This is a genomic window from Chryseobacterium scophthalmum (assembly GCF_900143185.1).
In the GTDB taxonomy this organism is placed as follows: Bacteria; Bacteroidota; Bacteroidia; order Flavobacteriales; family Weeksellaceae; genus Chryseobacterium; species Chryseobacterium scophthalmum.
Genome location: NZ_FSRQ01000006.1, coordinates 134,258 through 159,692, shown reverse-complemented (window position 1 = coordinate 159,692; position 25,435 = coordinate 134,258). Strand labels below are relative to the sequence as shown.

General features: G+C 34.0%; 14 protein-coding genes. 6 read left to right on the top strand and 8 right to left on the bottom strand.

Annotated features, from left to right (window positions below):
• Nucleotides 1-451: 451 nt before the first annotated feature.
• Nucleotides 452-742 carry a helix-turn-helix domain-containing protein gene (locus BUR17_RS20190; protein WP_074232293.1) on the bottom strand — a complete coding sequence of 97 codons (291 nt, stop codon included), beginning with the start codon at nt 740-742 and terminating at the stop codon, nt 452-454.
• Nucleotides 743-925: 183 nt separating this feature from the next.
• Here BUR17_RS20190 and ccoN point away from each other — a divergent pair, with 183 nt between their 5' ends.
• The 5 genes from ccoN to BUR17_RS20165 all read left to right on the top strand — a co-directional run bounded on the left by ccoN (nt 926) and on the right by BUR17_RS20165 (nt 13,196).
• Nucleotides 926-3,205 (top strand): cytochrome-c oxidase, cbb3-type subunit I, encoded by a 2,280-nt coding sequence (gene ccoN, locus BUR17_RS20185; RefSeq protein WP_074232292.1) that lies wholly within the window; start codon nt 926-928, stop codon nt 3,203-3,205.
• An 18-nt stretch (nt 3,206-3,223) separates the two neighbouring features.
• Entirely contained in the window at nt 3,224-4,102 is an 879-nt protein-coding gene (locus tag BUR17_RS20180; RefSeq protein ID WP_074232291.1) for a cbb3-type cytochrome c oxidase N-terminal domain-containing protein, read from the top strand.
• Nucleotides 4,103-4,513: 411 nt separating this feature from the next.
• Entirely contained in the window at nt 4,514-9,562 is a 5,049-nt protein-coding gene (locus tag BUR17_RS20175; RefSeq protein WP_084550843.1) for a translocation/assembly module TamB domain-containing protein, read from the top strand.
• Entirely contained in the window at nt 9,562-11,913 is a 2,352-nt protein-coding gene (gene tamL, locus BUR17_RS20170; RefSeq protein WP_074232290.1) for a translocation and assembly module lipoprotein TamL, read from the top strand. Before BUR17_RS20175 ends, tamL begins: the two co-directional genes overlap by 1 nt.
• A gap of 353 nt (nt 11,914-12,266) precedes the next feature.
• The gene (locus tag BUR17_RS20165; RefSeq protein WP_074232289.1) at nt 12,267-13,196 is read left to right on the top strand and encodes a YihY/virulence factor BrkB family protein; all 930 of its coding nucleotides are present in this window, start codon (nt 12,267-12,269) and stop codon (nt 13,194-13,196) included.
• A 38-nt stretch (nt 13,197-13,234) separates the two neighbouring features.
• Here the strand turns inward: BUR17_RS20165 and argS are convergent, their stop codons facing one another.
• From argS to BUR17_RS20150, 3 genes are all read right to left on the bottom strand, one after another.
• Nucleotides 13,235-14,992 (bottom strand): arginine--tRNA ligase, encoded by a 1,758-nt coding sequence (gene argS, locus BUR17_RS20160; protein WP_074232288.1) that lies wholly within the window; start codon nt 14,990-14,992, stop codon nt 13,235-13,237.
• 81 nt (nt 14,993-15,073) lie between these two features.
• Nucleotides 15,074-16,507: a SusD/RagB family nutrient-binding outer membrane lipoprotein gene (locus BUR17_RS20155; protein ID WP_074232287.1), complete on the bottom strand. Its 1,434-nt coding sequence runs from the start codon at nt 16,505-16,507 to the stop codon at nt 15,074-15,076.
• An 18-nt stretch (nt 16,508-16,525) separates the two neighbouring features.
• Nucleotides 16,526-19,564: a SusC/RagA family TonB-linked outer membrane protein gene (locus BUR17_RS20150; protein WP_074232286.1), complete on the bottom strand. Its 3,039-nt coding sequence runs from the start codon at nt 19,562-19,564 to the stop codon at nt 16,526-16,528.
• A 134-nt stretch (nt 19,565-19,698) separates the two neighbouring features.
• Between BUR17_RS20150 and BUR17_RS20145 the strand changes: the two genes are divergently transcribed.
• On the top strand, nt 19,699-20,283 hold the full coding sequence (locus BUR17_RS20145) for a ribonuclease HII (RefSeq protein ID WP_074232301.1): 585 nt from the start codon (nt 19,699-19,701) through the stop codon (nt 20,281-20,283).
• Between the two features lie 110 nt (nt 20,284-20,393).
• Here the strand turns inward: BUR17_RS20145 and yidC are convergent, their stop codons facing one another.
• From yidC to BUR17_RS20125, 4 genes are all read right to left on the bottom strand, one after another.
• Nucleotides 20,394-22,217, bottom strand: a complete 1,824-nt coding sequence (gene yidC, locus BUR17_RS20140) for a membrane protein insertase YidC (RefSeq protein WP_074232285.1) — start codon at nt 22,215-22,217, stop codon at nt 20,394-20,396.
• 383 nt (nt 22,218-22,600) lie between these two features.
• Nucleotides 22,601-24,208, bottom strand: coding sequence for a CTP synthase (locus BUR17_RS20135; protein WP_074232284.1), 1,608 nt, complete (start codon nt 24,206-24,208; stop codon nt 22,601-22,603).
• Nucleotides 24,209-24,383: 175 nt separating this feature from the next.
• Nucleotides 24,384-24,950 carry a YceI family protein gene (locus tag BUR17_RS20130; protein WP_074232283.1) on the bottom strand — a complete coding sequence of 189 codons (567 nt, stop codon included), beginning with the start codon at nt 24,948-24,950 and terminating at the stop codon, nt 24,384-24,386.
• 55 nt (nt 24,951-25,005) lie between these two features.
• Nucleotides 25,006-25,401 carry a hypothetical protein gene (locus BUR17_RS20125; protein WP_074232282.1) on the bottom strand — a complete coding sequence of 132 codons (396 nt, stop codon included), beginning with the start codon at nt 25,399-25,401 and terminating at the stop codon, nt 25,006-25,008.
• Nucleotides 25,402-25,435: the final 34 nt, after the last annotated feature.

The window sequence follows — 25,435 nt, the reverse complement described above, 5'->3', positions numbered from 1 at the left end:
ATGATAAAATATATAGGGAAGCGGTTTTATCGCAAAGGAAAACTAAGAGTTGTTTTTACATCCTTATATAAGACAAACAAAGGCGTTTCACTTAGTAAAGAAAAATAAATCAGAAAACAAAGGACTTGTGATCTATGTGTCGCTCCCATGGAGCTTTGATTCTAAATTCATATGCTTTGCTACAAAGGTAGCGCTCCGAAGGAGCGCTATCTCGTATTTTGGTAACATCTTATCCTATTAACAGGACGCCACTCCGTGGCTTTTTAATATTTTTGCTTCTAATGATATTAGGTATTATCTACTAAATGGAACAATTTTTAAAATAGCCCGGATTAAACGGCTTGTTTGAGCTCTTTTTGCTGCAAAGAAAAAGCAGGGCGCAAAAAAGCGAGTAGTGAAAGCCGGAAATTGCTACTAAAGAAAAATCTATATATAAGGATAGATGAAATTGTTACAAATTTTGGGGCAAAGCAATATTATTTTTCTTCATATATTCAATAAGCTCATTGTATTTGTCTTCATAATCATTTGTACCGCACTTGTGAGAGATACTGCAGATTTCCGAGGGTTTTATATTGAGGATGTTTGAAATTTTTGTGAGAATCTCCAGATTGATTTTCACTTTTGAATTTTCGATATCAGAATATGCTTTTTGAGAAATACCCATTTCGAAGGCCATATATTCCTGAGTAAGGTCACGGTCGCGTCGCATTTTCCTGATATTTTGTCCACAAATTTTCATTACACAATAGCTTAGTAGTTTTCGGTATATTTTAGAAGTTTATCTAATAGCCTTAGACAAAGTTAGTAAATACCTTTGTCAAAACATTACATACACAGCATGATATTTTTTTTCAGAGCACCGAAACTCTTTATTTAAGGGAAATTCTATGAAAAATATTGTTCGCTGCAAGATACAAGATTTATGGAGACGCAAAAATTTCATTATGACAATAATATTGTCAGAGCATTCCTTTATGCTACTGTAGTATTCGGGATTATCGGTTTTATTTTAGGATTAACTGCTGCTTTGATGCTATTTTATCCTGAATTACCTGAATTTTTATTTGGTACTGACGATACAACCATTCAAAGTTTAAGAAGTGGGAATATTCAGGGATTAGTCAATTCGCAGGGTGCTTTAGGGTTTGGAAGAATCAGAATGCTTCATACGAGTGCAGTTATTTTTGCTTTTGTTTGTAATTCATTCTTCTGCGGGGCTTATTATAGTATGCAAAGACTTTTGAAAACCAGAATGTACAGCGATACGCTTTCATGGATTCATTTCTGGACATGGCAAATTATGATCATCGCCGTTGTCATTACTTTCTTAATGGGAATCAACACTTCAAAAGAATATGCTGAACATGAGTGGCCAATTGATATTTTGATAACTTTCTCTTGGGTAATTTTCGGAATCAATATGTTTGGAACGATTGCCAAAAGAAGAGTGCGTCATTTATATGTAGCCATCTGGTTTTATATTGCAACATGGATTGCTGTTGCGATGCTTCATATCTTTAATAATTTAGAAGTTCCGTTATCTTTTACAAGCTGGAAATCATATTCTGCTTACGCAGGAGTGAAAGATGCCCTAGTCCAATGGTGGTATGGTCATAATGCGGTTGCATTTGTATTGACGACACCGGTTTTAGGTTTAATGTATTATTTTATGCCTAAAGCAGCCAACAGACCTGTATTTTCATATAAACTTTCAATTATTCACTTTTGGTCGTTGATCTTCGTTTACCTTTGGGCAGGACCTCACCATCTTCAATATACTGCTTTACCAGCATGGGCTCAAGCGGTGGGAACAGGTTTCTCAATCATGTTGATCGCTCCGTCTTGGGGTGGAATGTTGAATGGATTATTAACTTTAAGAGGAGCCTGGGATAAAGTAAGAGATAATCCTATCTTGAAATTCTTCGTAGTTGCAGTTACTTGTTATGGTATGGCGACCTTTGAAGGACCGCTTTTAGCAACAAAATCTTTAAATAAAATCGGACATTACACCGACTGGGTAATTGGTCACGTTCACTTAGGAGCTTTAGGATGGAATGGTTTCATGGCATTCGGAGTTATCTATTATCTGATTCCGATCATGTGGAAAACCGAACTTTGGTCTAAAAAATTAGCCAACTGGCATTTCTGGCTGGGAACTTTAGGAATTATTTTCTATGCCGTTCCAATGTATATCGCAGGATTTACTCAAGGTTTGATGTGGAAACAATTCAATCCAGATGGAACTTTATTGTGGAAAAACTGGCTAGATACTGTGACTGCGATTATTCCTTACTTTAAAATGAGATTCTTGGGTGGATTATTTTATCTGAGTGGAGCTATTTTAATGGTTGTAAATGTTTACAAAACAATTAAAGCCGGATCATTCCAGAAAAATGTTCCTGCAGAAGCACCAGCTTTAGCCAATGTTGGTTCAGGCAGAAAAGAAGGCGAAGGCGTACACCTTTGGTTAGAAAGAACCCCTCACCTATTATCAATATTAGCTTTTGTAGCCATTGCAATCGGTGGATTGGTCGAAATTGTTCCTACACTGACTGTAAAAAGCAACTTACCTACAATATCTGCAGTAAAACCCTATTCACCATTAGAGTTGGAAGGTAGAGATCTATATGTAAGAGAAGGCTGTAACTCGTGTCACTCACAAATGATCAGACCATTCCGTGATGAAGTAACAAGATTTGACGGTAAAAACGGACAGTATTCTAAAGCAGGAGAATTCGTTTACGACAGACCATTCCTTTGGGGATCAAAAAGAACAGGACCGGATCTTCACAGAGAAGGTGCAAGAAACCCAGATTCATGGCATTTTAAACATATGTACAACCCAAGAATTACTTCTGCAGGTTCTATTATGCCGCGTTTCCCTTGGCTGATTACCAACAAACTGGATCGTTCTCAAATGATTGATAAAATGAAACTGATGAAAAATACTTTTGATGTTCCGTACACCAAAGCACAGATAGATTCAGCAGATCGATGGGCAAATAATCAGTCACAAGCGATTGTAAAAAGAATTTATTCTGAAGCAACCGATGTAAAAGATCAAATGGATAAAGAGAAAATTGCCAAAGGAAACAATTTTGTACCAATGGAACAGAGAGAGATCATCGCCATGATTGCCTATCTGCAAAGACTGGGAACAGACATCAAAACGACAGACATCAAAACAGCAAGCGTAGATTAATTTTAAATATCTATTACAATGAAAACGAGAACACCCATATCTATATATATAGCAATAACCATAGGAATTACGGTAATGGCGTTCGAAATGTTCGCACAAGATGCCAATTATTTTTCTACCCCTTTCTTTTGGGCATTGTTAATCATCATCACCATTTTATTGCTCATCATGAATTCTATCGGAGATTTGGTAGAAAACGAAAGGTTCAGCAGATTGACAGAAGAAGAGAAGCAGGAATATATTACTGATAAAACAACTCCGTATTATCTAAAACTTTGGAATTCGGCTTTCAAAAAACAATCGCAGGCTGAGGAAAAAGATATTTTGATTGATCACGGGTTCGACGGAATTACTGAACTCGACAACTCATTACCAAAATGGTGGATCGGACTTTTCTATTTCGGAATTATCTTCTGTGCAGTTTATATGATTGCGTTTGCTTTCACAGATTATGCTCATCCCGAAGCAGAATACGATAAAGAAGCTAAATTACAACTGGCTTCCATTGAAGAATACGAAAAAAATGCTCCGCCTATTAATTTAGAAACCGCAAAATATAGCGCTGATTATATTGCAGAAGGTGAGCAATTATTTAAAACCAATTGTGTAACCTGTCATGCAGACGGCGGAAAAGGCGGCATCGGTCCAAACTTAACCGATACACACTGGATTAACATTAAAGAGAAAAGTTTATTTAAAAATGTTTTCTGGATGCTCGAAAACGGTTCGCCAAACAACCCAACCATGCGTCCATTCATAAAAGAAGGAACCATTACAGGAAGAGACGCCGAAAAAATCGCATCCTATATATATCATATCAATCAAGAAAAATCTCCTATCACAGAAAAACAAGGAGGTGCAGCTCCGCAAGGAGAAATTGCAAAATGGCAAGAATAATTACTCATCTAAATATATAAAACTATGAATTGAATCTCCATCAGATGTATGTCGCAGTTGTAACTCAACTAACATCTGAAAACCTATTCACTTTAAATATTCCATAATATTTAATTATCAACTGAGGCATACATCATGCAAAAACCTGTTCTCTGAGCAGGTTTTTGTAGTTTAAAACAGCTACCACATTTACATTTTTTTAACATAACTACCCCTCGTTGGCAAACATATTGCTTAATATTATTAAACAAAGCCTTTACCAATGGGCTTTTTCAAAAAAAACAATTATGGTGAAGCTTATTAAATTTCAAATTTTCAAAATATAAGACAAGATTCAATATTTAAACATCGGTGAAACAATCCGTTCGCCAACCCAAAAACGAATTGTATATTTGTCTAAATCACAAAAATTTGAAACTGAAATTCAACAAAAGAAAAATTCTCAGAGGTATTGTTATTACAATTATCTCTTTTGTCGTTTTAATCATCCTGCTTATCTTAAGTTTAAGACTTCCGGTGGTTCAGAACTTTGTAAAAGATAAACTCATAGTTTACCTTGAGAAAAAAATAAAAACCAAAGTAAGTCTCGACAAAGTCTATATAGCTTTCCCAAACAGTTTGGTGATGGAAAATCTATATTTAAAAGGTCAGAATATCGATACCCTTTTAGCGGTGAAAAAATTTGATGTCGGTTTAGACATGTGGAAATTGATTAATTCTAAAGCTGATATTACCTCCATAGATTTAGAAGGCGTTCGCGCAAATGTGGTAAGAAAACCAGACGGAAAATTCAATTTCGATTATATTATTGATGCTTTTGCAACTTCCGATAAAGAACAGGAGCAAAAACCGTCAAAACCTTTTATTATTTCTCTTGATAAAATTAAATTAAAAGATATCGGGATCACTTTCAACGATCAGCAATCCCGAAACGATATTAAAGTATATTTCAAATCTTTTGATACCCGGGTAAAAACTTTCGACCTTCAAAACAACTCTTACGCAGTAAACGATATTAATCTTGATGGATTAAAATTAAAACTAAAACAAGATCTGGTAAAGGAAGTTGCAGCCAATGTAGAAGAAAAAGTAGATTCTCTGAATCAGAAAAAGGCAATGAAATTAGGTTTAAACAAAATAAACCTAACCAATTTTGATATTGACTACGGCGACGACAATACCAAAACGTTTGCGAAAGTTCTTTTTAAAGAATTAAGCACGAAAGTGAACAGCATTGATCTTGAAAACAACGATTATAATGTTGGAAATGTTTATTTAACCGGAGCAAATATCAACGCCAATTTATTCCTTCCAACGAAAAACGCAAATCCTAAAAACGAAGAAAAGCCTGAAGTTTCAAAAAATTCGGCAAAAGAAAAAGCAATGAAAGTCCTTTTGGGGAGACTTCATTTAGATGATGTAAAAATCGCTTACAACAATACAGCCATCGCTCCTACAAAAAGCGGAATGGATTTTAACCATCTTAATTTTGATAAATTAAATATCGACGTTCGAAATTTTAAAATGGAAAACAATGGTTTTGCAGGTTCTGTAAAATCAGCAGAAATACAGGAATCAAGAGGTTTAGATATTCAAAAATTCAACACCGATTTTGTTTACGCAGAAAAAGAAGCGTATTTAAAAAACCTTTACCTGCAGACTCCGAAAACCATTTTGCGTGACGAAGTTATTTTAAATTATAATTCGATTGACCAATTATCATTTAATCTTGGAGCGGTAAAAATTTCAGCCGATATCCGTGATTCTAAAATTGGTTTTTCTGATATTTTAAATTTAGTTCCGACCTTAAAAAATACCGCACCATTTAACAAATATCCTAATGCAACTTTAAATGTAAATGCATTGGTGAACGGAACTGTGAATGATTTAATGATTCAAAATCTGAAAGTTTCAGGTTTAGACCAATTGAGAGTTTTAGCTTCAGGAAAGATCAAAAATGCGATGAATCCTGATCAGTTGTATTACGATCTAAAAATTGCAGAAGTTTCTTCTTCTTCAAAAACCATTTATAATTTAGTTCCGAAAAACACAATTCCGAACAATATTACTTTGCCATCTTCTTTTACAATCCGTGGAACTGCAAAAGGTACTACCAAAGTTGTGGATGCCAATTTGCGTCTGACTTCCACATTAGGAAACGCTGCCGTGATTGCTAAAGCCGATATGCGCAAAAAAAACAGAGAAACTTTTGATGTAAAAGCCAATCTTCAGAGTCTTCAGATCGGAAAACTGATTCAAAATAAAGATATTGGAAGTGTCACCGCAACCATCAATGCAAAAGGACAAGGTTTTGACCCAAAAACAATGTCTGCAAATCTTTCGGGTGACGTACGATCTGCAACTTACAACGGTTACACCTATCAGAATATGAATCTGAAAGGTAAAATAAACCGTGGCGCTTATGATATTGATTTAAACTCAAAAGATCCGAATGCCAATTTACATCTTGCTGCTTCCGGAGTTTACGATGAGAAAAATCCGACAGTAAAAGTCAATGGAAATATTAATAAATTAGATCTAAACAAATTAGGATTCTACAGTTCTCCAATGATCATTGCGGGTGGAATTGATGCCGATTTTAAAAGCTTAGATCCGGATAATCTGAACGGATATCTTAATTTAAAGGATTTTGCCATTTCAGATACCAAAGAAGTCTACCCTATCCAGGAAGTTAGATTGAATGCAGTTTCAAGAGCAGATTCAACTTTAATTCAATTCAATTCGCAGATTGCAGATGTTGAATTGAATGGTAAATATAAACTGACTCAGATTTTTGGAGCTTTATCGCAAACCATTAATCAATATTATCAGTTTCAAAAACCTGGCAAAGCTCAGAAAATTGATGCCGGACAATTTTTCACCATCAATGCAGCGATTAAAAATGATGACTTGATCAGAAAATTTGTACCGGATCTGAAAAGTTTTGAAACCATCAATATTACAGGAAATTACAATGCAGATTCTCAGAAAATAGAATTAGATGCAAAAATTCCACAGGTTTTGTACGGAACAAATACTTTAGAAAACACCAATCTGAAAATCACCAACGAAAATCAGGCTTTACAATATGATCTTAGTGTTGCTGCTTTGAAAAGTGAAAGTTTTGCTTTAAATAAAGTGAACATTAATGGCGATGTTGCCAATAATATCATCAATTATAATATCACCACAAAAGACGATAAAGATCAAACGCAGTTCCTGATTGCAGGAAATGCCAAATCGCTGAATGATGTTACCGAAATATCGTTGAATCCGAATGGTTTAAAATTAAATTATATGGATTGGACGGTTGCTGAAAACAATAAAATTCAGATTTTCAGTCAGGGAATTGTTGCGGATAATTTTAAACTTTCCAATTCGGGAGCCGAAATCTCTTTACAGTCTGAAAGCAGTTCACCAACCAGTCCGCTGAATGTTTCTTTGAAAGATTTTAAAATTGAAACGATTACAGAGATCATCAAAAAAGATTCATTGTTAGCGAAAGGAACCATCAACGGAACAGCGCAGTTGAGAGATTTAACCAAAAATATGACGTTCACTTCAGACATCAATGTTTCTGATCTGATTGTTTATGGAAGTCCGGTAGGAAATTTGGCGATTAAAGTCAATAACCAATCCGCAAATCTTCTGAATGCAGACATTGCACTTTCCGGGAATAATAATGATGTGAAGATTTTAGGAAATTACAACACTACTTCGAGTACGTTTGATTTAAATTTAAATATGAATCAGCTTCAGATGAAAACACTTCAGGGCTTTTCGATGAATGCAATTACCAATACCGAAGGTTATCTTTCGGGAGATTTAAAAATTACAGGAACGACAACTGCACCGAGAATTTTGGGTGATATTAAACTAAATAATGTCGGATTAATGATTGCGCAAACCGGAAGTGATTTCAGAAACATCAACGATAAAATAGGATTTACCAACCGCGGAATTGAGTTTGACGACTTTAAAATTAAAGACAAAGACGGAAATGCTCTGAATATTGACGGACAAATTCTAACGCAGACTTACAGAGATTTTGCATTTAATTTAGACCTAAAAGCTAAAGATTTCAAAGTCGTAAATTCTGAAAAATCAAACGATGCTATGATGTACGGAATTCTTGCAATTGATGCGGCATTAAAAGTGGGTGGGAATCTAGATTTACCAAAAGTTGATGGTAGATTGGCAGTTTCAGAAAAAACAGATTTCACTTTTGTCCTTCCGCAATCGAGCCCGTCGTTACAGGAAAGAGACGGGATTGTAGAATTCATCGATCAGGATCAGATTGCTCTTAATAAAACCATAAAAGCTGATTCTGTCAAAGCAGAAAGTCCTATTAAAGGATTGGATGTGAATGTTAATATTGAAGTAGATAAAGAAGCAAAAATGTCGATCATTATTGACAAAGCCAACGGAGATTTTGTAAAACTTCAGGGTGAAGCAGATTTAACGGGCGGAATTGATCCTTCAGGAAAAACAACTTTAGTCGGCGTTTATCAGGTAGAAAAAGGAAGCTACGAAATGTCTGTCAGTCTTTTGAAAAGAAAATTTGACATCCAAAAAGGAAGTACCATCACCTGGACCGGCGAACCAACAACTGCCAAATTAGATATTACCGCAATCTATAAAACCAATGCAGCGCCTATTGATCTTGTGGAACAACAGTTTGGAGGAAATCCTGCAGATCTTAATCAGTTTAAACAAAGAATTCCATTCAATACATTACTGATTCTTAAAGGAGAACTTTTGAAACCTGATATCTCTTTTGATATTACCACAGACGAAAAAAATAACGCGGTTTCTTCTACCGTTACAGAAACAGTAGACGGAAAATTATCTCAATTGCGACAAGACGAAAATGAAATGAATAAGCAGGTTTTTGCTTTGCTCTTACTGAATCGTTTTATCGGTGAAAATCCTTTCGAAAGCAATTCCGGAGTTTCAGCTGAGACATTGGCGAGACAGAGTGTGAGTAAAATTCTTTCGCAACAACTTAATAATATTGCTTCAAATCTTATAAAAGGAGTTGATCTGAATTTTGATCTTGAATCTACCGAAGATTATTCTACCGGACAACAGAATACAAGAACCGACCTGAATATCGACATCAGCAAAAAATTATTAAATGACCGTCTAAAAGTTACGGTAGGAAGTAATTTCGGATTGGAAGGTGAAGCGAGACAAAACGAGAATACGACCAATATTGCAGGAGATGTTACGATAGATTACAGCCTTTCTAGAGACGGAAGATATATGCTAAGAGCTTACCGAAAAAATGATTATCAGGTTGCTTTACAAGGACAAATTATAGAAACCGGAGTTGGGTTTATTATCACATTAGATTACGATAAATTCCGTGATATCTTCCGTAAATCGAGAAATCAGAGAAACAAGGAAATCAGAGAAAATAAAAGAAAACAAGATAACCAAGTCGTAGAATTTAAATAATGAAGAATACCTTTAATATATACTGCAAATATTTTTTGGCATCGGGAATGACGGTGGCAGTTATCTCTTGTAGCAATACCAAATTTCTGAAAGACGGGCAAATGCTCTATACCGGAGCTGAAGTAAAAATAGAAAACGATTCTCTTTCAAAAAAAGAAAAAAGTGAATTGCAGTCTGCATTGGAAGAAAGCCTCACCCCAAAACCTAATTCTACTTTTCTTGGTTTAAGACCGAAACTGTATGCATACAATACTACGAAAGAACCTAAAAAAGAAAAAGGCATAAAATACTGGCTGAAATATAAATTTGGTGAAGAACCAGTTTTATTGGGAGATGTTGACAGAGAATTTAATAAAGACATTATAGTAAATTATTCTGAAAACAAAGGTTATTTTAATGCAAAAGCTAAATATGACACGGTTTCAAAAAATAAAAAAGCGCAGGTCATTTACATCTTAAATCCTGGAGCGAGATATTTAATCAGCAATGTGAATTTCCCAAAAGATTCTACACTTATAAATTCCGAAATACAGAATTTAAAAGAAAAAACGTTACTTAAAGCAGGAAATCCGTTCGATCTTGATGTCATCAAAAACGAACGACAAAGAATCGACAATGAGCTAAAAGACAAAGGTTTTTATTATTTCAGTCCAGACAATATTATTGTGCAAGCAGACAGTACGGTAACTAAAGATCCAAAAGTTGAGCTTATCGTAAAGCTGAAAGACAACACACCGAAATTGGCAACCGAACAATTTACGATTGATAAAGTGGTTGTTTTTCCTAATTACAATCTCCGTGATGCTAAAAAAGGAAAATACAATATCCCGATGAATCCCGATTCTTTGAAAGGATATGAGTACAATAATATTTACGTAGTTGATCCTGATAAAAAATTTAAACCAAGAATTTTTGACCGAGCTTTATATTTCAATCAAGGTGATATCTACAATAGAAAAGACCACAATTTATCACTTAACCGATTGATCAGTCTGGGTGTTTTTAAATTTGTGAAAAATGAATTTGTCGTTTCAGATTCTTTAAATCATAAGTTTGATGCATATTATGTATTGACTCCAAGAGAACTTCAATCTTTACGCTTGGAAGCTTTGGGAAGAACCAATTCTGCGAATTATGCAGGAAGTGAATTAAATTTAAACTGGACGCAACGAAATTTTTTCCGTGGTGCAGAACAGTTTAAAGCTTCTGTTTATGGAGCATTCGATGTTCAAATGGGCGGTCCTGCAGATGCTGAAAATATTTTCAGAGCGGGAACTAATGTACAATTATCTATTCCGAGAATTGTAGCGCCTTTCCGTTTTAATTCTTCGAGTGCTTTCGTACCGAGAACCAATGTTAAATTAGGTTATGAATTTCAGAACAGAACCACTTTATACTCTTTAAATACATTTAATGCTTCATTTGGATATCAATGGAAAGAAAATGTAAGAAAAGAACATGAACTCAATATTTTTGACGTTTCTTTAATTCGTCCGGCCAATGTTACTGCAAAATTTGATTCAATTTCAGACGGCAATGCTTATCAACAAAGAATTGTTGACAAACAATTAATTTTTGGACCCACTTATTCTTACACCTACTCCACAACAATGCTTCCGAGAAAAAATACATTCTACTATAAAGGAATGCTCGATTTAGCAGGAAATATTACAGGTCTTGTAACGGGAGCCAATGCAAAAGAGGGAAAAGAGAAAACAATTTTCGGTATTCCTTTCAGTCAGTATGCCAAAATTGAAAACGATGTAAGATTCTATCATAAGTTTAATGAGAAAACATCTTTCGCGTCAAGACTTATTGCAGGAGTTGCCATTCCTTACGGAAATTCAGAGCATATTCCTTTCTCAAGACAGTTTTTTGTAGGAGGAAGTAACAGTATCAGAGCATTCAGAGCAAGAACTTTAGGTCCTGGAAGTTACGATCCGAGACCTGATCAAGAAAAAAATAGGTTTATGTTTGATCAGTCGGGTGATGTGAAGTTAGAATTCAATGCAGAATACAGAGCCAATCTTTATAAATTCTTAAATGTTGCCGCATTTGTAGATGCCGGAAACATCTGGCTGATTAATGATGATATCGATGATAAAGGAGTTAATACAAGACCGGGAGGAAAATTTTCTAAAGATTTCTTAACCGAAATTGCTGTAGGAGCCGGAGTTGGTCTACGATTAGATTTCTCAATTTTAGTTTTAAGACTTGATTTGGCAATGCCTCTAAGAGTTCCATATTACGAAAAAGGCGACCGATGGACTTTCGACAGAATCAATTTTGGAGATTCAAGCTGGAGAAAAGATAATCTGATTCTGAATATTGCCATTGGATATCCTTTCTAAAAAGCTGATTTTAGTTAGTTAGTTAGTTAGTTAGTTAGTTAGTTAGTTAGTTAGTTAGTGAACAGCTCTGATTTATTACATAAAAAAGCAACACAATATTTCAATATCAATAGGAACGGGCTTTAGCCCGTTTTTTAGTTTACCATAATTCATCTGGCTTTAGCCAAAACTTATCTATTGATAATTTGATGAAACTATTTACACTTTATTAAGTAAATTTTCTCCTTTTATATATTAAAATTCACGTTAAGGAATAATCTTTGCCTTAAATCCTACAACAATATATTGTCATTTCTTGATTTCAAACTGAAGACAATATTCATCATCAAATCACATCTATTAATATTCTAACTATGCTAAAAGAACTCAAATTTTTCTGGGAAACCGTAAAAGAAACATTTACAGAATGGAATAATTCATCTGCTTCCAATGACTCAGCAAGTTTGGCTTATTATGCCATTTTCTCAATTCCGGGATTGTTGATCATTATTATCTGGATCGCAGGATATTTTTTTGGTGAAGAAGCCATTCGCGGACAAATCAGTACTCAGATTAGCGGATTGATGGGACAAGATGTTGCCAAAAGCATTCAGGATATGATTGCAGGAGCGCTCATCGATAAAGAAAATATTTTTATGAAAATTGTAGGAATTGGGTCATTGGTTTACGGTTCCACTACCCTATTTTTTCAGTTGCAGAAGTCTTTAAATAACCTTTGGGATGTAGAAGCAGCTCCGAAAAAAGCTTTGGTAAAATTTCTTTTAGACCGAGCCAATTCTTTGGGTATGATTTTAATTTTAGGATTTTTACTGATGATCACAATGGTTTTATCCTCATTAATCGGGCTTTTTAATAATTTTATCACGACCTATTTCGGTCTTGAAACGTATATCATTGTAGAAATTATTAATTTCACCGTAGGTTTTTTAGTTATTGTCGTCCTTTTTGCATTGATGTTTAAAGTACTTCCCGATGTAGAAATCAGTTGGAAATCGGTTTGGAAAGGAGCTTTACTTACTGCAGCTCTTTTTACTTTAGGTAAATTTTTGCTGAGCCTTTACTTCGGTCAGTTTAAACCTACCTCAGCTTTCGGAACTGCTGGAACGGTGATTTTAATTATGATGTGGATCAATTATTCGTGTATGCTGATTTTCTTCGGTGCAGAATTTACGAAAGTATATACTTATCGAAAAGGATACAAGATTGTTCCTTCTAAACATGCTAAATGGAGCAGTGCAAAACTCTATCGAGAAAGCCAGATTCAAAACGAAGCTCAGGTTTAAAATAAAAATCCTCCCGAAATTTTCAGGAGGATTTATTTTTACATTCTGTTTACGGTTCCTATTCCCAGTAAGCTTAATGATTTCTTTATTGTTTGTGCAGTGAGATTTGATAAATTCAAACGGAATTGTTTTAAATCTTCATCTTCAAGTTTTAGAATTATATTGCTTTGATAGAATGAATTGTAAGATTTTACTAAATCATAAAGATAATTTGCAACTAAAGCTGGACTTAATGATTCAGATGCTCTTTCAACAACAGATTTATAATTTGCCAATTGCATAATTACTTCTTTTTCATGCTGATTTAATTCTACCTCAGCAATTTCTCTATTCAAATAATTTGCTTTAATCAACAACGATTGAATACGAGCATAAGTGTATAAAATAAACGGTCCTGTATTTCCATTAAAATCAATACTTTCTTCAGGATTGAAAAGCATTTTTTTCTTTGGATCTACTTTCAGCATGAAATATTTCAATGCAGCCTGACCAATAACCTCATAAGAAATTTCTTTTTCTTCGTCGGTAAGACCCTCTAATCTTCCTTGCTCAATTGCTTTTAATTTTGCTTCATTATACATTTCCTGCATCAAATCGTCAGCATCGACAACTGTTCCTTCACGAGATTTCATTTTTCCGTTTGGAAGTTCTACCATTCCATAAGATAAATGGTACAACTGATCTGCCCAAGAATATCCTAATTTCCCTAAAATTTTAAATAAAACCTGGAAATGATAATCCTGTTCGTTTCCTACTGTATAAATAAGTTTCTGAATATCGTTTTCTTTAAAACGCTGAACCGCTGTTCCCAAATCTTGGGTCATATACACAGAAGTTCCGTCTGAACGAAGCAAAAGTTTTTCGTCTAAACCTTCAGCCGTTAAATCACACCAAACCGAACCGTCTTCTTTCTGATACAGAACACCTTTATCTAAACCTTCCTGAATAAGGTCTTTTCCTAAAATATAAGTATTGCTTTCATACTGAACCTGATCGAAATCTACGCCCAATCTTTTGTAAGTCTGATTGAAACCATCATAAACCCAAGAGTTCATTTCGCTCCAAAGATTTCTTACTTTTTCATCACCATTTTCCCAATCCAAAAGCATTTGTTGAGCTTCTTTCATTAAAGGAGCATCTTTTTTAGCCTGATCTTCAGTGCTTCCATTCGCAATAAGTTCAGCTATTTCTTTTTTGTATTCCTGGTCAAATTTTACATAGTAGTTTCCTACAAATTTATCTCCTTTCGTTTCTGCATTCGGTGTTTCTCCTTTTCCAAATTTTTCCCAAGCCAACATCGATTTACAGATATGAATTCCTCTGTCATTAATAATCTGACTTTTTATAACATCATACCCAGCTTCTTTAAGAATCTGAGCGACAGAAAAACCTAATAAGTTATTTCTGATATGACCCAAATGCAATGGTTTGTTGGTATTCGGTGAAGAATATTCCACCATTACAGTTGCATTTTTCTTTTCTATATTAAAAAACTGTTCAGAAACCGTTTTAAACTGATCTACAAAGAATTGGTTTTTAACTTTTACATTTAAAAATCCTTTTACCACGTTAAAGCTTTCCAGCAATTCGGTCTGAGTTGTTAATCCTTCTCCCAATTCTACCCCAATGCTTTCAGGATTTTTCTTTAATTGTTTTACCAAAGGAAAAGTAACGATGGTAAAATCTCCCTCAAACTCAGTTTTATTTTCCTGGATTTCAAGTTTTATATCTTTCAACTGATAGACGTTAAGAATAACCTCTACCAGTTTTTGTTCTATTATATCTTTAATATTCATTATTCTAATTTGAAATGCAAATATACGGAAATAAAAAAACCGCACTAATGCGGTTTTAATATGAATGTTGAAAGAAGGTTATTAATTAATATCCCAGAAAAGTTTTGTTGTTGCTTTATCTCCTCCTATTGCGCTTGCAGCAGAAGAAACATTGGCATTGTTAGTAACATATTCCTGATCTGAATATGGCATTCTGTACGGAATACCTCCAATATATGACGAAGGTGGAGCTGTAAGCACAGGATTATCCAGTCTTCTTGTAAAATTCCAAGCAGCAAATGGATTATTCCACATTGCAATCCAGCCTTCATATCCAATTGATTGTTTCCAATTACCTGCGTTGTAAGGATTAGCAGCGATATATGTAGCAGCATCAGTCGCAGATATCCCATTTTCTAACATTGAAGCCATAACTGCATCTGCATATAAACTGGCTGCAGTCCCACCGCCAACATTATATCCTCTTTGAGCAGCTTCTGCCTTTAAAAATAATACTTCTGTATAACTAAATAAATTAGCAACTGCATTTCCAGTTAAAAAAGTTGGATTCACATGAGAATTATTAGCAAAAGAATTTGAGGTTCCATATACACCACCTTTATAAATACCTCCTACTTGAGTAAAATAAGCAGCTCTTCTAGGGTCAGATTTAGTATTCATAGGATTCACCATAACATTCGAAGGAATATAATCGTTTCTACCCGATGCTACTAAATCATCAAATAGAGGATTTGTAAAAGTATTACCATCAAATTTCAAAGAATAAGAATCAGTTGCTGAAGCTAACACTCCTCCACTGATAGCGCTTTCTGCTACAGCTTTAGAAGTAGCTGGATCAACATCTGCAAGGTTAATTGCTAATCTTAACTTTATAGAATTAGCAAGCTTAATCCATTTTGTCATATCTCCAGAGTATACTAAATCTTCAGGATATCCTTCTTTTGTCGCATGAATTTTTGCTATTGCAATATTTAATCTTGAAATCAAATCCAAATATATCGTTTTAGCATTATCATATTTAGGAGATTTAATAGTTTCTCCTTGTAGAGCTTCTTTATATGGCACATTTCCATAAGTATCTACAATATTTTCCCATGTAAAAACGGAGGCTATTTCTAAAGTCGCCCATTTATTATCAACAACTTCAGGATCTGCATTAATTTCTGTTGGAAGATCTTTTTTAGCTTGTTCCAGAGGAGCTAACGTATAAACATACATTCTTCTGAAATGATTTCGAGGTTGATTTCGAGTAATTAAATTATAATTTGTCTCTTGGGTATAAATAGTTTCAGTCCATTGCTGAGTAAAGAAACGATAGTTATTAAAATTTACACTTCCAGTGTACATATAATAAAAACCCTGATACATACTTGTTGCTAACATATTTCCCGAAGGTACACTAGATGGATGTTTAGGATCATCATTTAAAGAAGTGATATCGCTTTGGCATGAGTTAAATAACAATAATGAAGCAACAACTCCTCCCGTATATAATATTTTTTTGAAATTTTTCATTTTAAGTAGTCTTAAATTTTAGAATTTAAATGTAAAGTTTACTCCAAGCTCTCTTGTAGTAGGTACAGAACCTACTGATGATCCATACGAATATAGTCCTCCCATTTGTGAGGATTCTGGGTCAGCATAAGGAAGATTTTTATGAATAATCCATAGATTTCTACCTACAATTGATATTTTGGCATCATTAATAAATGTATTTACTAATAAACTCTTGGGAAGAGAATAAGTGATGCTTGCTTCTCTCAATTTCACATAAGAGCCATCATATACAAATCTTTTATCTGGAGCGATAGCATATCCATCATAAGGATTATTGGCATATTCATTAGGATCAACCCCACTAACTGGACTTGTATTTACTTGACCATTAGGATTTACACCAGCCAAAACGGGTGTATTAGTTCTATAACCATCAACTGCGGTCTCTGGAAATAAACCACTTGCAAGCCCGTAATACATATCTGATGAAAATACATCTCCTCCGTGGCGAACATCAATTAAAAAACTTAATGAAATATTTTTATATCTAAATGAGTTTCTTAAACCTCCTGTCCATTTAGCTTGAACATTTCCTATTACTTTACTGCTTTCAGTTTGATATAATCCTGTATCTGGATCAACTACTTTTTCTCCGTTTAAATAAACATAATCGCTTCCATAAATATCTCCCCATTGATTACCTACCGAAGCTACGATAGAAGCCCCCCCTACTAGACCAACTAACTGGTAAACTTGAAGTCCCTGGTCTAACTCAACGACTTTACTTCTATTTCTAGCCCAGTTAGCATCAATATCCCAAGAAAAATCCTGCGTTTTAATTGGACTAATACCTAAATGTAGTTCAATTCCTTTATTATTAATTTGGCCAGCATTAATTGCTGCTCCTAAACTCCCTGAACCTGCGGAAATATCAGGTCTGATTAATTGGTTGACTGTCTTTGAATCATAATAAGCACCATCAAAGATTATTCTGTCTCTTAAAAAATGAATTTCTGTACCAAATTCAAATTCTTTGGAACGTTGAGGTTTTAAATTAGGATTATTCAGAATGGTTTGAGGTCTGTAAATATTTACATTTCCGTTACCCGTATTAAAGTATCCAGCTGTATAATATGTGTAGTTTAGCTGATATGGGTCAGCAGTTCCTCCAACTTCAGCATAATTACCTCTTATTTTCCAAAAATTCATAATTGATTTTTCAGCTTTCAATAATTCTGATAATACTAATGAACCAGAAACAGATGCATAAGTAAATTTGTTATTTCCATCAGGAAGTGTTGAGCTAACATCTCTTCTTATTGTTCCATCCAGATAAAACATTTTATTAAAATCAAAAGAAGCCGTAGCATATAAACTATTCGTTTGTGTTGTTGCTTCATACTCTACAGGATTTAAAAGAGGCGCTTTAGAATTATCTAATGAATAGTATCCTCTTTTAATTAATCCTCCTTCAGTAGATGCTTCAATTGTACTTAAATAATTCCGTCTTACATTTCCTCCTGCAATCCCACTCAAGTTTAACCAAGAAGTTAAATCATATTTATAGTTAGCAAATACATCATAGTTTGTCTCGCTTCTTTTTAAATCATATCTGTGATATCCAGAGCCAACAGCTTTACCTGACACTCCAAAATTTTGAGGATAAGATCCAGGAGCTAATCTCCTTTCAAAAACTAAGTTGGTATTATCATAGCTTAACTTACCTGTAATATTTATATGGCTATCAACATCGTACGTTAGTTGTGCATACGAGAAAGTTCTTGTTCTATCATCAGTAGAATAGTTTTGGTAACGTTGAAAATATGGATTATTCCAGAATGCTGGAGTTCCATCATCATCAGCAGATCTATTCCAAGTTACGTTTCCATAATTATTTGCAAGCGTAGGATTATTAACATTATTAAAATATGCATTTTTCAATGCCTCAACATCAACATTGGTCTGCCACCATTGTCTAAATCCTCCAACAACATTATCATTATAACCTGTCTCAGTTCTACCAGTAGTTCCTTGAAGTGTTAAAGTTGAGTAAACTGTTGCATGTAGCTTGGGGTTTAAATCATAATTAATCTTTGTAGATAACGTATTTTTTCTTAAATCCGAATTAGGTAACAGACCGTTAGAAAGATTGTTGTCATACGTTAAATTAAAATTAAACCCTTTACTACCTTTTGACAAGGAAATAGAATTAACAAATGACATTGGTGTTTCGAAAAATTTCAGAGGACCATTCTTCGCCGCTACCCATGGAGTTGCTTTGTTATAATTTGGAGATGTCGGATCGAAAGAATCCCATTGATAAACTAATAAATTTGGATTATATTCAGGCCCCCAAGATGCATCTTCACCAAAATTGGCAAAGTCTAAACCATCTCCAGCACTTCCATAATAAAATGAAGGATCGTATCCGCCTCCATATCGAGTTTGATACTTCGCAAAAGTAGATTTATCAATAAATCCCGCTTGTACTGAAGAAGATAAGGTAACTCCCCAAGATTTGTCATCTTTTCCTTTACCATTTTTTGTAGTAATAACGATTACTCCATTTAGTCCTCTTTCTCCATATAATGCAGATGCAGCGGCACCCTTAAGAACGTTAACAGATTCGATATCTTCTTGATTGATATCAGATAAAGCATTTCCTAAATCAAATCCCCCGTTTTGAGTTCCAAAAGACGTTACGGAATTATCAACTGGTGATCCATCGATAACGATTAAAGGATTAGTTCCATTTATAGATTTTACACCACGAATAACTAAGTTAGCAGAACCTCCAAAGTTAGATGTAGTATTTACATTCAGACCAGCAACTTTACCAGAAAGCTGAGATGCTATGTTTCCTGTATTTGTAGTTCCGTCAAATAATTTATCTGCTTTTACTTCCTGAGATGCATATCCAAGAGATTTTTTCTCTCTTTTAATGCCTAAAGCGGTAACCACCACTTCTTCGATTTCTTGTGTTTTTAGGGTATCTCCAGGCTTTGTCTGTGCTTGAACAACCACAAAAGACGAGGAAAGTACTAAAATTAGTACCCCTGCGGTTAATTTCTTCATATTAATATTAATTTTGTGTGAACAAAGTTGTAAAAACTTCTCATATAAAACTGTTAAAATTTCAAAAAATTATTATTTTTAACATAACATTTGAGGTTTCCCTACATTCTTACAACTATTAAATGTTAAAATTTATGGATTTACTAAAGAAATGGTCAAATAATTATATCGAAGCAGGTTGCGACGAAGTTGGAAGAGGTTGTCTGTGCGGACCGGTTGTTGCGGCAGCTGTAATTTTAGATGAAAATTTTGAACAGAACCTTGTTAATGATTCAAAGAAGTTGAGCTTTAAAACGAGGATGGATTTGGATAGTTACATTAAGGATAATGTGAAAAGTTTTGCAATTGCCGAGCTTTCTCCTGCATTCATTGACGAGCATAATATATTGAACGCCAGTATTCATGCCGTGCACAGAGCTTTAGACAAGCTAGCTGTAAGACCCGAATTTATTTTAGTAGACGGAAATAAATTTCACCCTTATAATTTTATTCCACATCAATGTGTCATTAAAGGGGATTCTAAATTTTTATCAATTGCAGCTGCTTCAATTTTAGCAAAAAATTATCGAGATAAATTGATGATAGAACTCCACGAAGAACATCCGGAGTATGGGTGGAATACTAACTTTGGTTACGCTACAAAAAAGCATCAGGAAGCCCTGATAAAGCACGGTATCACAAAATATCACCGACAGTCTTTCCGTTTAAAATATGACTAGAGATAAATCACTGGTGAATTATCATTAAAGAAATAAGCCTCTTGTTAATTTAAATTATTTCTAAATAAAAAAGAGAAGCAATAAATTGCTTCTCTTTCTGTTATAATAAGTTATTTTTTCTTGCCTTTCGTTTGCTCTTGCGCTTTCTGTGCGTCCTGAGCCTTTTCCATCATTTCTCTCATTCGCTTTTGGAATTTTCCTTCCGCTTTAGGCTTTTCTTTGTTGGCCTGAATTTGGGCATGAATTTTCTTTTCATCTAGAATTACATACTTAATGACGAGGATAATCAAAATATTAATCGCATTCGATACAAAATAATACCAAGATAAACCAGATGCAGAAGTATTTAAAAAGAATAAGAATGTGATAGGGAAAATATACATAATCACTTTCATATTTGGCATACCTTCCTGTTGTGGCTGCTGCATATTTCCTGAAGTCATTACCGTATAAATTAAAATCACAATCGTACACGCAATCGCAAAAACACTTAAATGATCTCCCAGAAAAGGAATTTTAAATGGTAGTTTAATCAAATCATCATACGCGGTAAGATCTTTTGCAAACCAGAATCCTTGTCCTCTTAGGTCAATAAAGTTCGGGAAGAATCTGAACAATGCATAGAAAATCGGAATCTGTACCAACGCCGGAAGACATCCCGCCATTTGATTAACCCCTGCTTTTCTGTAGATTTCCATCGTTGCCTGCTGCTTTTTCATAGGATCTGCATCCTTGAATTTTGCATTCGCTTCATCAATCTCAGGACGAATTACTTTCATCATTGCACTCAATTTATGTTGTTTGTACATAATTGGTGACAAGATTAATTTCACAATAATCGTCATTAAGAAAATTACCCATCCTGCTGATATTCCCCATCCTGCGATAATACTGTATAACCACATGAAGAAATAACGGTTCATACCTCCTATGAAAGACCAACCTAATGGTAAAATTTCATCAAAATTTTTGTCGTAAGATTTTAATAAAGGTAAATCCAATGGCATAAAATACCATGTAAAATCCTGATTAAATTCCCCTCCGTTCATTGCTACGAAACCTTCGAAATTCAATTTTTTCAAATATTCGCCTTCTTCAATTGACTCCTGATTTCCTTTACTATTTGTGAAACCTGTTTTAGATTCGATTACAGAAGAGAAAAACTGCTGTTTTACACCAATCCAGTTAAGAGTTTCTTTTTCCTCATTCATATCTGTTCTGCCATCATAATCATAATCTTTATAATTATTAAACGCATAAGCAAATTCTGAATGGGTTTGTTCCTGAGCTCTACCTTTTTCTAAGTTTCTTACACTATAATCCCAAGTAAAATCTGCTTTATTATCAGAAGTTACATTCGCCAAACTTTGAGTTCTCACTTTAAAATCTAAAGTATATTGATCTTTAAGCTCAGCTTTAGGATTATTATTTAAAGTATAAATAAACTGAATTACTGCACCGTTGTAGTTTGCCGTTAAAGTAACTGAGTTACCATTAACAACCGGAGAAAACACCAAATCTTTGGTATTGACAGTTTTTCCAGATTTATCTTTGAACTGAAAACCGTAGCTCGAGTTATTTTTTGTAATCAGATTAAGCGGAAGATCGGCTTTGTCAGTTTTCTGATCATAAGCTTTGTATTTTAAAAGCTCAACTTTTGAAACCTGACCTCCTAAACTTGAAAACTCAAGCTTCAGCTCGTTGTTTGCCAAATTGGAAACCTGAATCGCATTCGGGGTTACATTGGGATTGATATCGGCTGCCGGAGTTTGTTTCACTGGAGTTTTAGCTTGTTCTGTTTTTTGTTGTTCAGCTTTCAGTTTTTCTTCTTCAGCGCTATTCCTTTGGAAATAAAACATGAATCCGAAAAGAACCAAACATAAAACCGCAAAACTAATAATCTGACTTTTATCGAGTCCGTTGTTCTGTTGCATTTTATTTTTATTAAAATTTTTTAAATATTTTTTTCTTTAATTAACCACAAAAGGCACAAAAGTTTTTTTAATAATTCTTCTAAAGCATCTCAATTCTTTTAAAAGAACATTAAAGTTTTTGAAAATCTTTGATTTTCTTATTTTGAGAACTTTTATTTACTAAAAAGTGAAATACTCCAAGTTTTTTAGACTAAAAGCTTTGGTTTCTTTTGTGGTTCAAATTTTCATTTAAAATGTATATCAAAATATTATACATTTTAGAGTCGACAAAAATACTGTTTTTTTATCAAAACTCTATACTATAATGTGTTACTATATAATAAACTCAGGCTGAGAATAATCAGTCTGAGTTTATATATGACGTTTGTAATTTTAGAATTACTTTATTTAGCTGAGCATGCTTTAATGAAAGCTCTGAATAAAGGATGCGGCGTTGCAACCGTACTCTTATATTCCGGGTGATACTGTACCCCAACGTAGAATGGATGATTCGGCATTTCTAATGCTTCTACCAAACCTGTTTCAGGATTTGTACCTGTTGCTAAGAAGCCGTTTTTCTCGAATTCGCCGATATAATCACTGTTGAATTCATAACGGTGACGGTGTCTTTCAGAAATATTTTTCGCTCCGTAAATTTCGTTTAATTTTGAACCGTTTTTCAAAGAACATTTCCAAGCTCCAAGACGCATTGTACCTCCTTTGTCGACCACATTTTTCTGTTCTTCCATTAAAGAAATTACAGGATGCTCTGTAGAAGAATCAAATTCCATTGAGTTGGCTTTAGAATATCCTAAAACATTTCTTGCAAACTCCACAGTCATGATCTGCATTCCTAAACAGATTCCCAACATAGGAACTTTATTTTCTCTTGCATACTGAGCGGTAAGGATTTTACCTTCAATACCTCTGTCTCCAAATCCTGGTGCAACCAAAATACCTGAAACTCCATCTAAAGTTTCTTTGATATTTTCTTTCGTTAAATCACCACTGTAAACCCATCTTACTTTTACTTCGGTTTCCAAATCTGCACCTGCATGTTTGAAAGCTTCAGCAATAGAAATATAAGAATCCTGAAGAGAAACATATTTTCCTACCAAAGCAATTTCTACAGTCTTCTTAGGATTTTTAAATTTCTTCAGGAAAGTTTCCCAGTCTTTCAGATCTGCTTTTTTATCACTTTTAAGATCTAATTCTTTTAAAACTACATCATCAAAGTTTTGTTTTTGAAGGTACATTGGAACTTCATAAATAGTTTCCAAATCTTTACATTCAATTACATTATCCAAAGAAACGTTACAGAACTGAGCCAGTTTCGCTCTCTGATCTTTTGGAATTTTGTGTTCCGTTCTACAAACCAAAACATCGGCCATAATTCCACTTTCCATCAATTGACGAACAGAATGCTGCGAAGGTTTTGTTTTTAATTCTCCACTTGAAGCCAAATACGGCAATAAAGTTAAGTGAATCACCATAGAATTTTTCTCGCCCAATTCCCACTTCAACTGACGTACAGTTTCAATGTAGGGCAAAGATTCTATATCTCCTACAGTTCCACCGATCTCAGTAATAATGATATCGTAGTTCTGTTTAGATAAAATTTTAATTCTACGCTTAATTTCGTTCGTGATATGAGGAATTACCTGAACTGTTTTTCCAAGAAAGTCTCCTTTTCTTTCTTTTTCGATAACCGTTTGGTAGATTTTCCCTGTTGTAACGTTGTTGTTTTGAGAAGTAGGCGCATCAAGATAACGCTCATAGTGTCCTAAATCCAGATCCGTCTCCGCACCATCTTCGGTTACATAGCATTCTCCGTGTTCATAAGGGTTTAATGTTCCTGGGTCGATATTAATATAAGGATCCAGTTTTTGAATCGTTACATTAAAGCCGCGTGATTTTAGTAGAAGTCCCAGAGAAGCAGAAACGATTCCCTTTCCCAAAGATGAAGTTACACCTCCTGTCACAAAGATGTACTTTGTATTCTTTTTACTCATTAGATTAGGTTTGTGCAAAGTTAGGGCAAAAACAAATGCAAAGCAATTTTGTTGCACTTTTAAATTCTGAAATTAATTTTATTTTAATTGAAAAGCTGAATAATAAAAAGAAAAAAGGTTTCTCAAAATTAATTTGAAAAACCTTTCACCTAAACCAAATTATATATAGAAATTATTATTTTGTTAATTCTAAAAATAAACTAACCTCAACATCTTTTGCAATACCTGCTCCAGTTGGATCATATTTAATATTATAGTCTAAACGATTTACTGTAAATTTTGCCTGTAAACCTAAAATCTCTTTACCTTGTTGGTTCTTAGCAATACCTCCAAAAGTTACCGGAATACTGATCTCTTTTGTCACATCTTTGATTGTTAATTTACCTTTAAGTATGTAGTTTTTATCTTTTCCTTGTGACATCGTTGCTCCTTGAAACTTCATTTCCGGAAATTTTTCTGCGTCAAAAAAGTCTGCACTCTTCAAGTGCTTATCTCTAGCCTCCACACCTGTATTGATTGCTTCAGTATGAACAGTAAAGTCAAACCTAGCATTATCTAAATTAGAACTAGGGGTCTCTATCTCACCTTGAAATTTATCAAATCTTCCCTGCACAAAACTGATTCCCATGTGCTTAATATTAAAATTAATTGATGAGTGTGCAGGATCAATTTTCCAGGCAGTTTGTGCAAAAGTGAATGCGCTTATCAAAGCAAAAGCAAAGCTTAATAGTATTTTTTTCATTTTTTTTAAATTTATAATGACAAATATAGTCAGTATATTATTATTGAATATTGACCTATGATAAGTTCTTATTTTTTGCAGAGATTATTTTTGAATAAAGAAAAATTATTATAAGAACAATAATTGAATTTACATATAACAATAAACCGAAAAAATTACTATCAGAATCAGCCCTAAAGGGATTAAAGCCCGTCAAAATAAGACTAATTATATAAACCACTTGGAATAAAATTGCCATTTTAAAAGTGGAATTATATATTTTTTTGAATATTAAAACAGTAATAAAAGCTACCACTGAAACTACCAAACACTCTATCAGTACTAGAAAAGGGTACATCCCAAAGCTTCCGCCAGATAAATCCATAATATTTAACATTAAGACACTTAACAAAAAGTTCATCAACGACATGAAAACAAAAACCTGAGCACTTTTTAATAAAATATTTTTCATCTCCGAAAATTAAGTAAAATTGGAAAGAAAATTT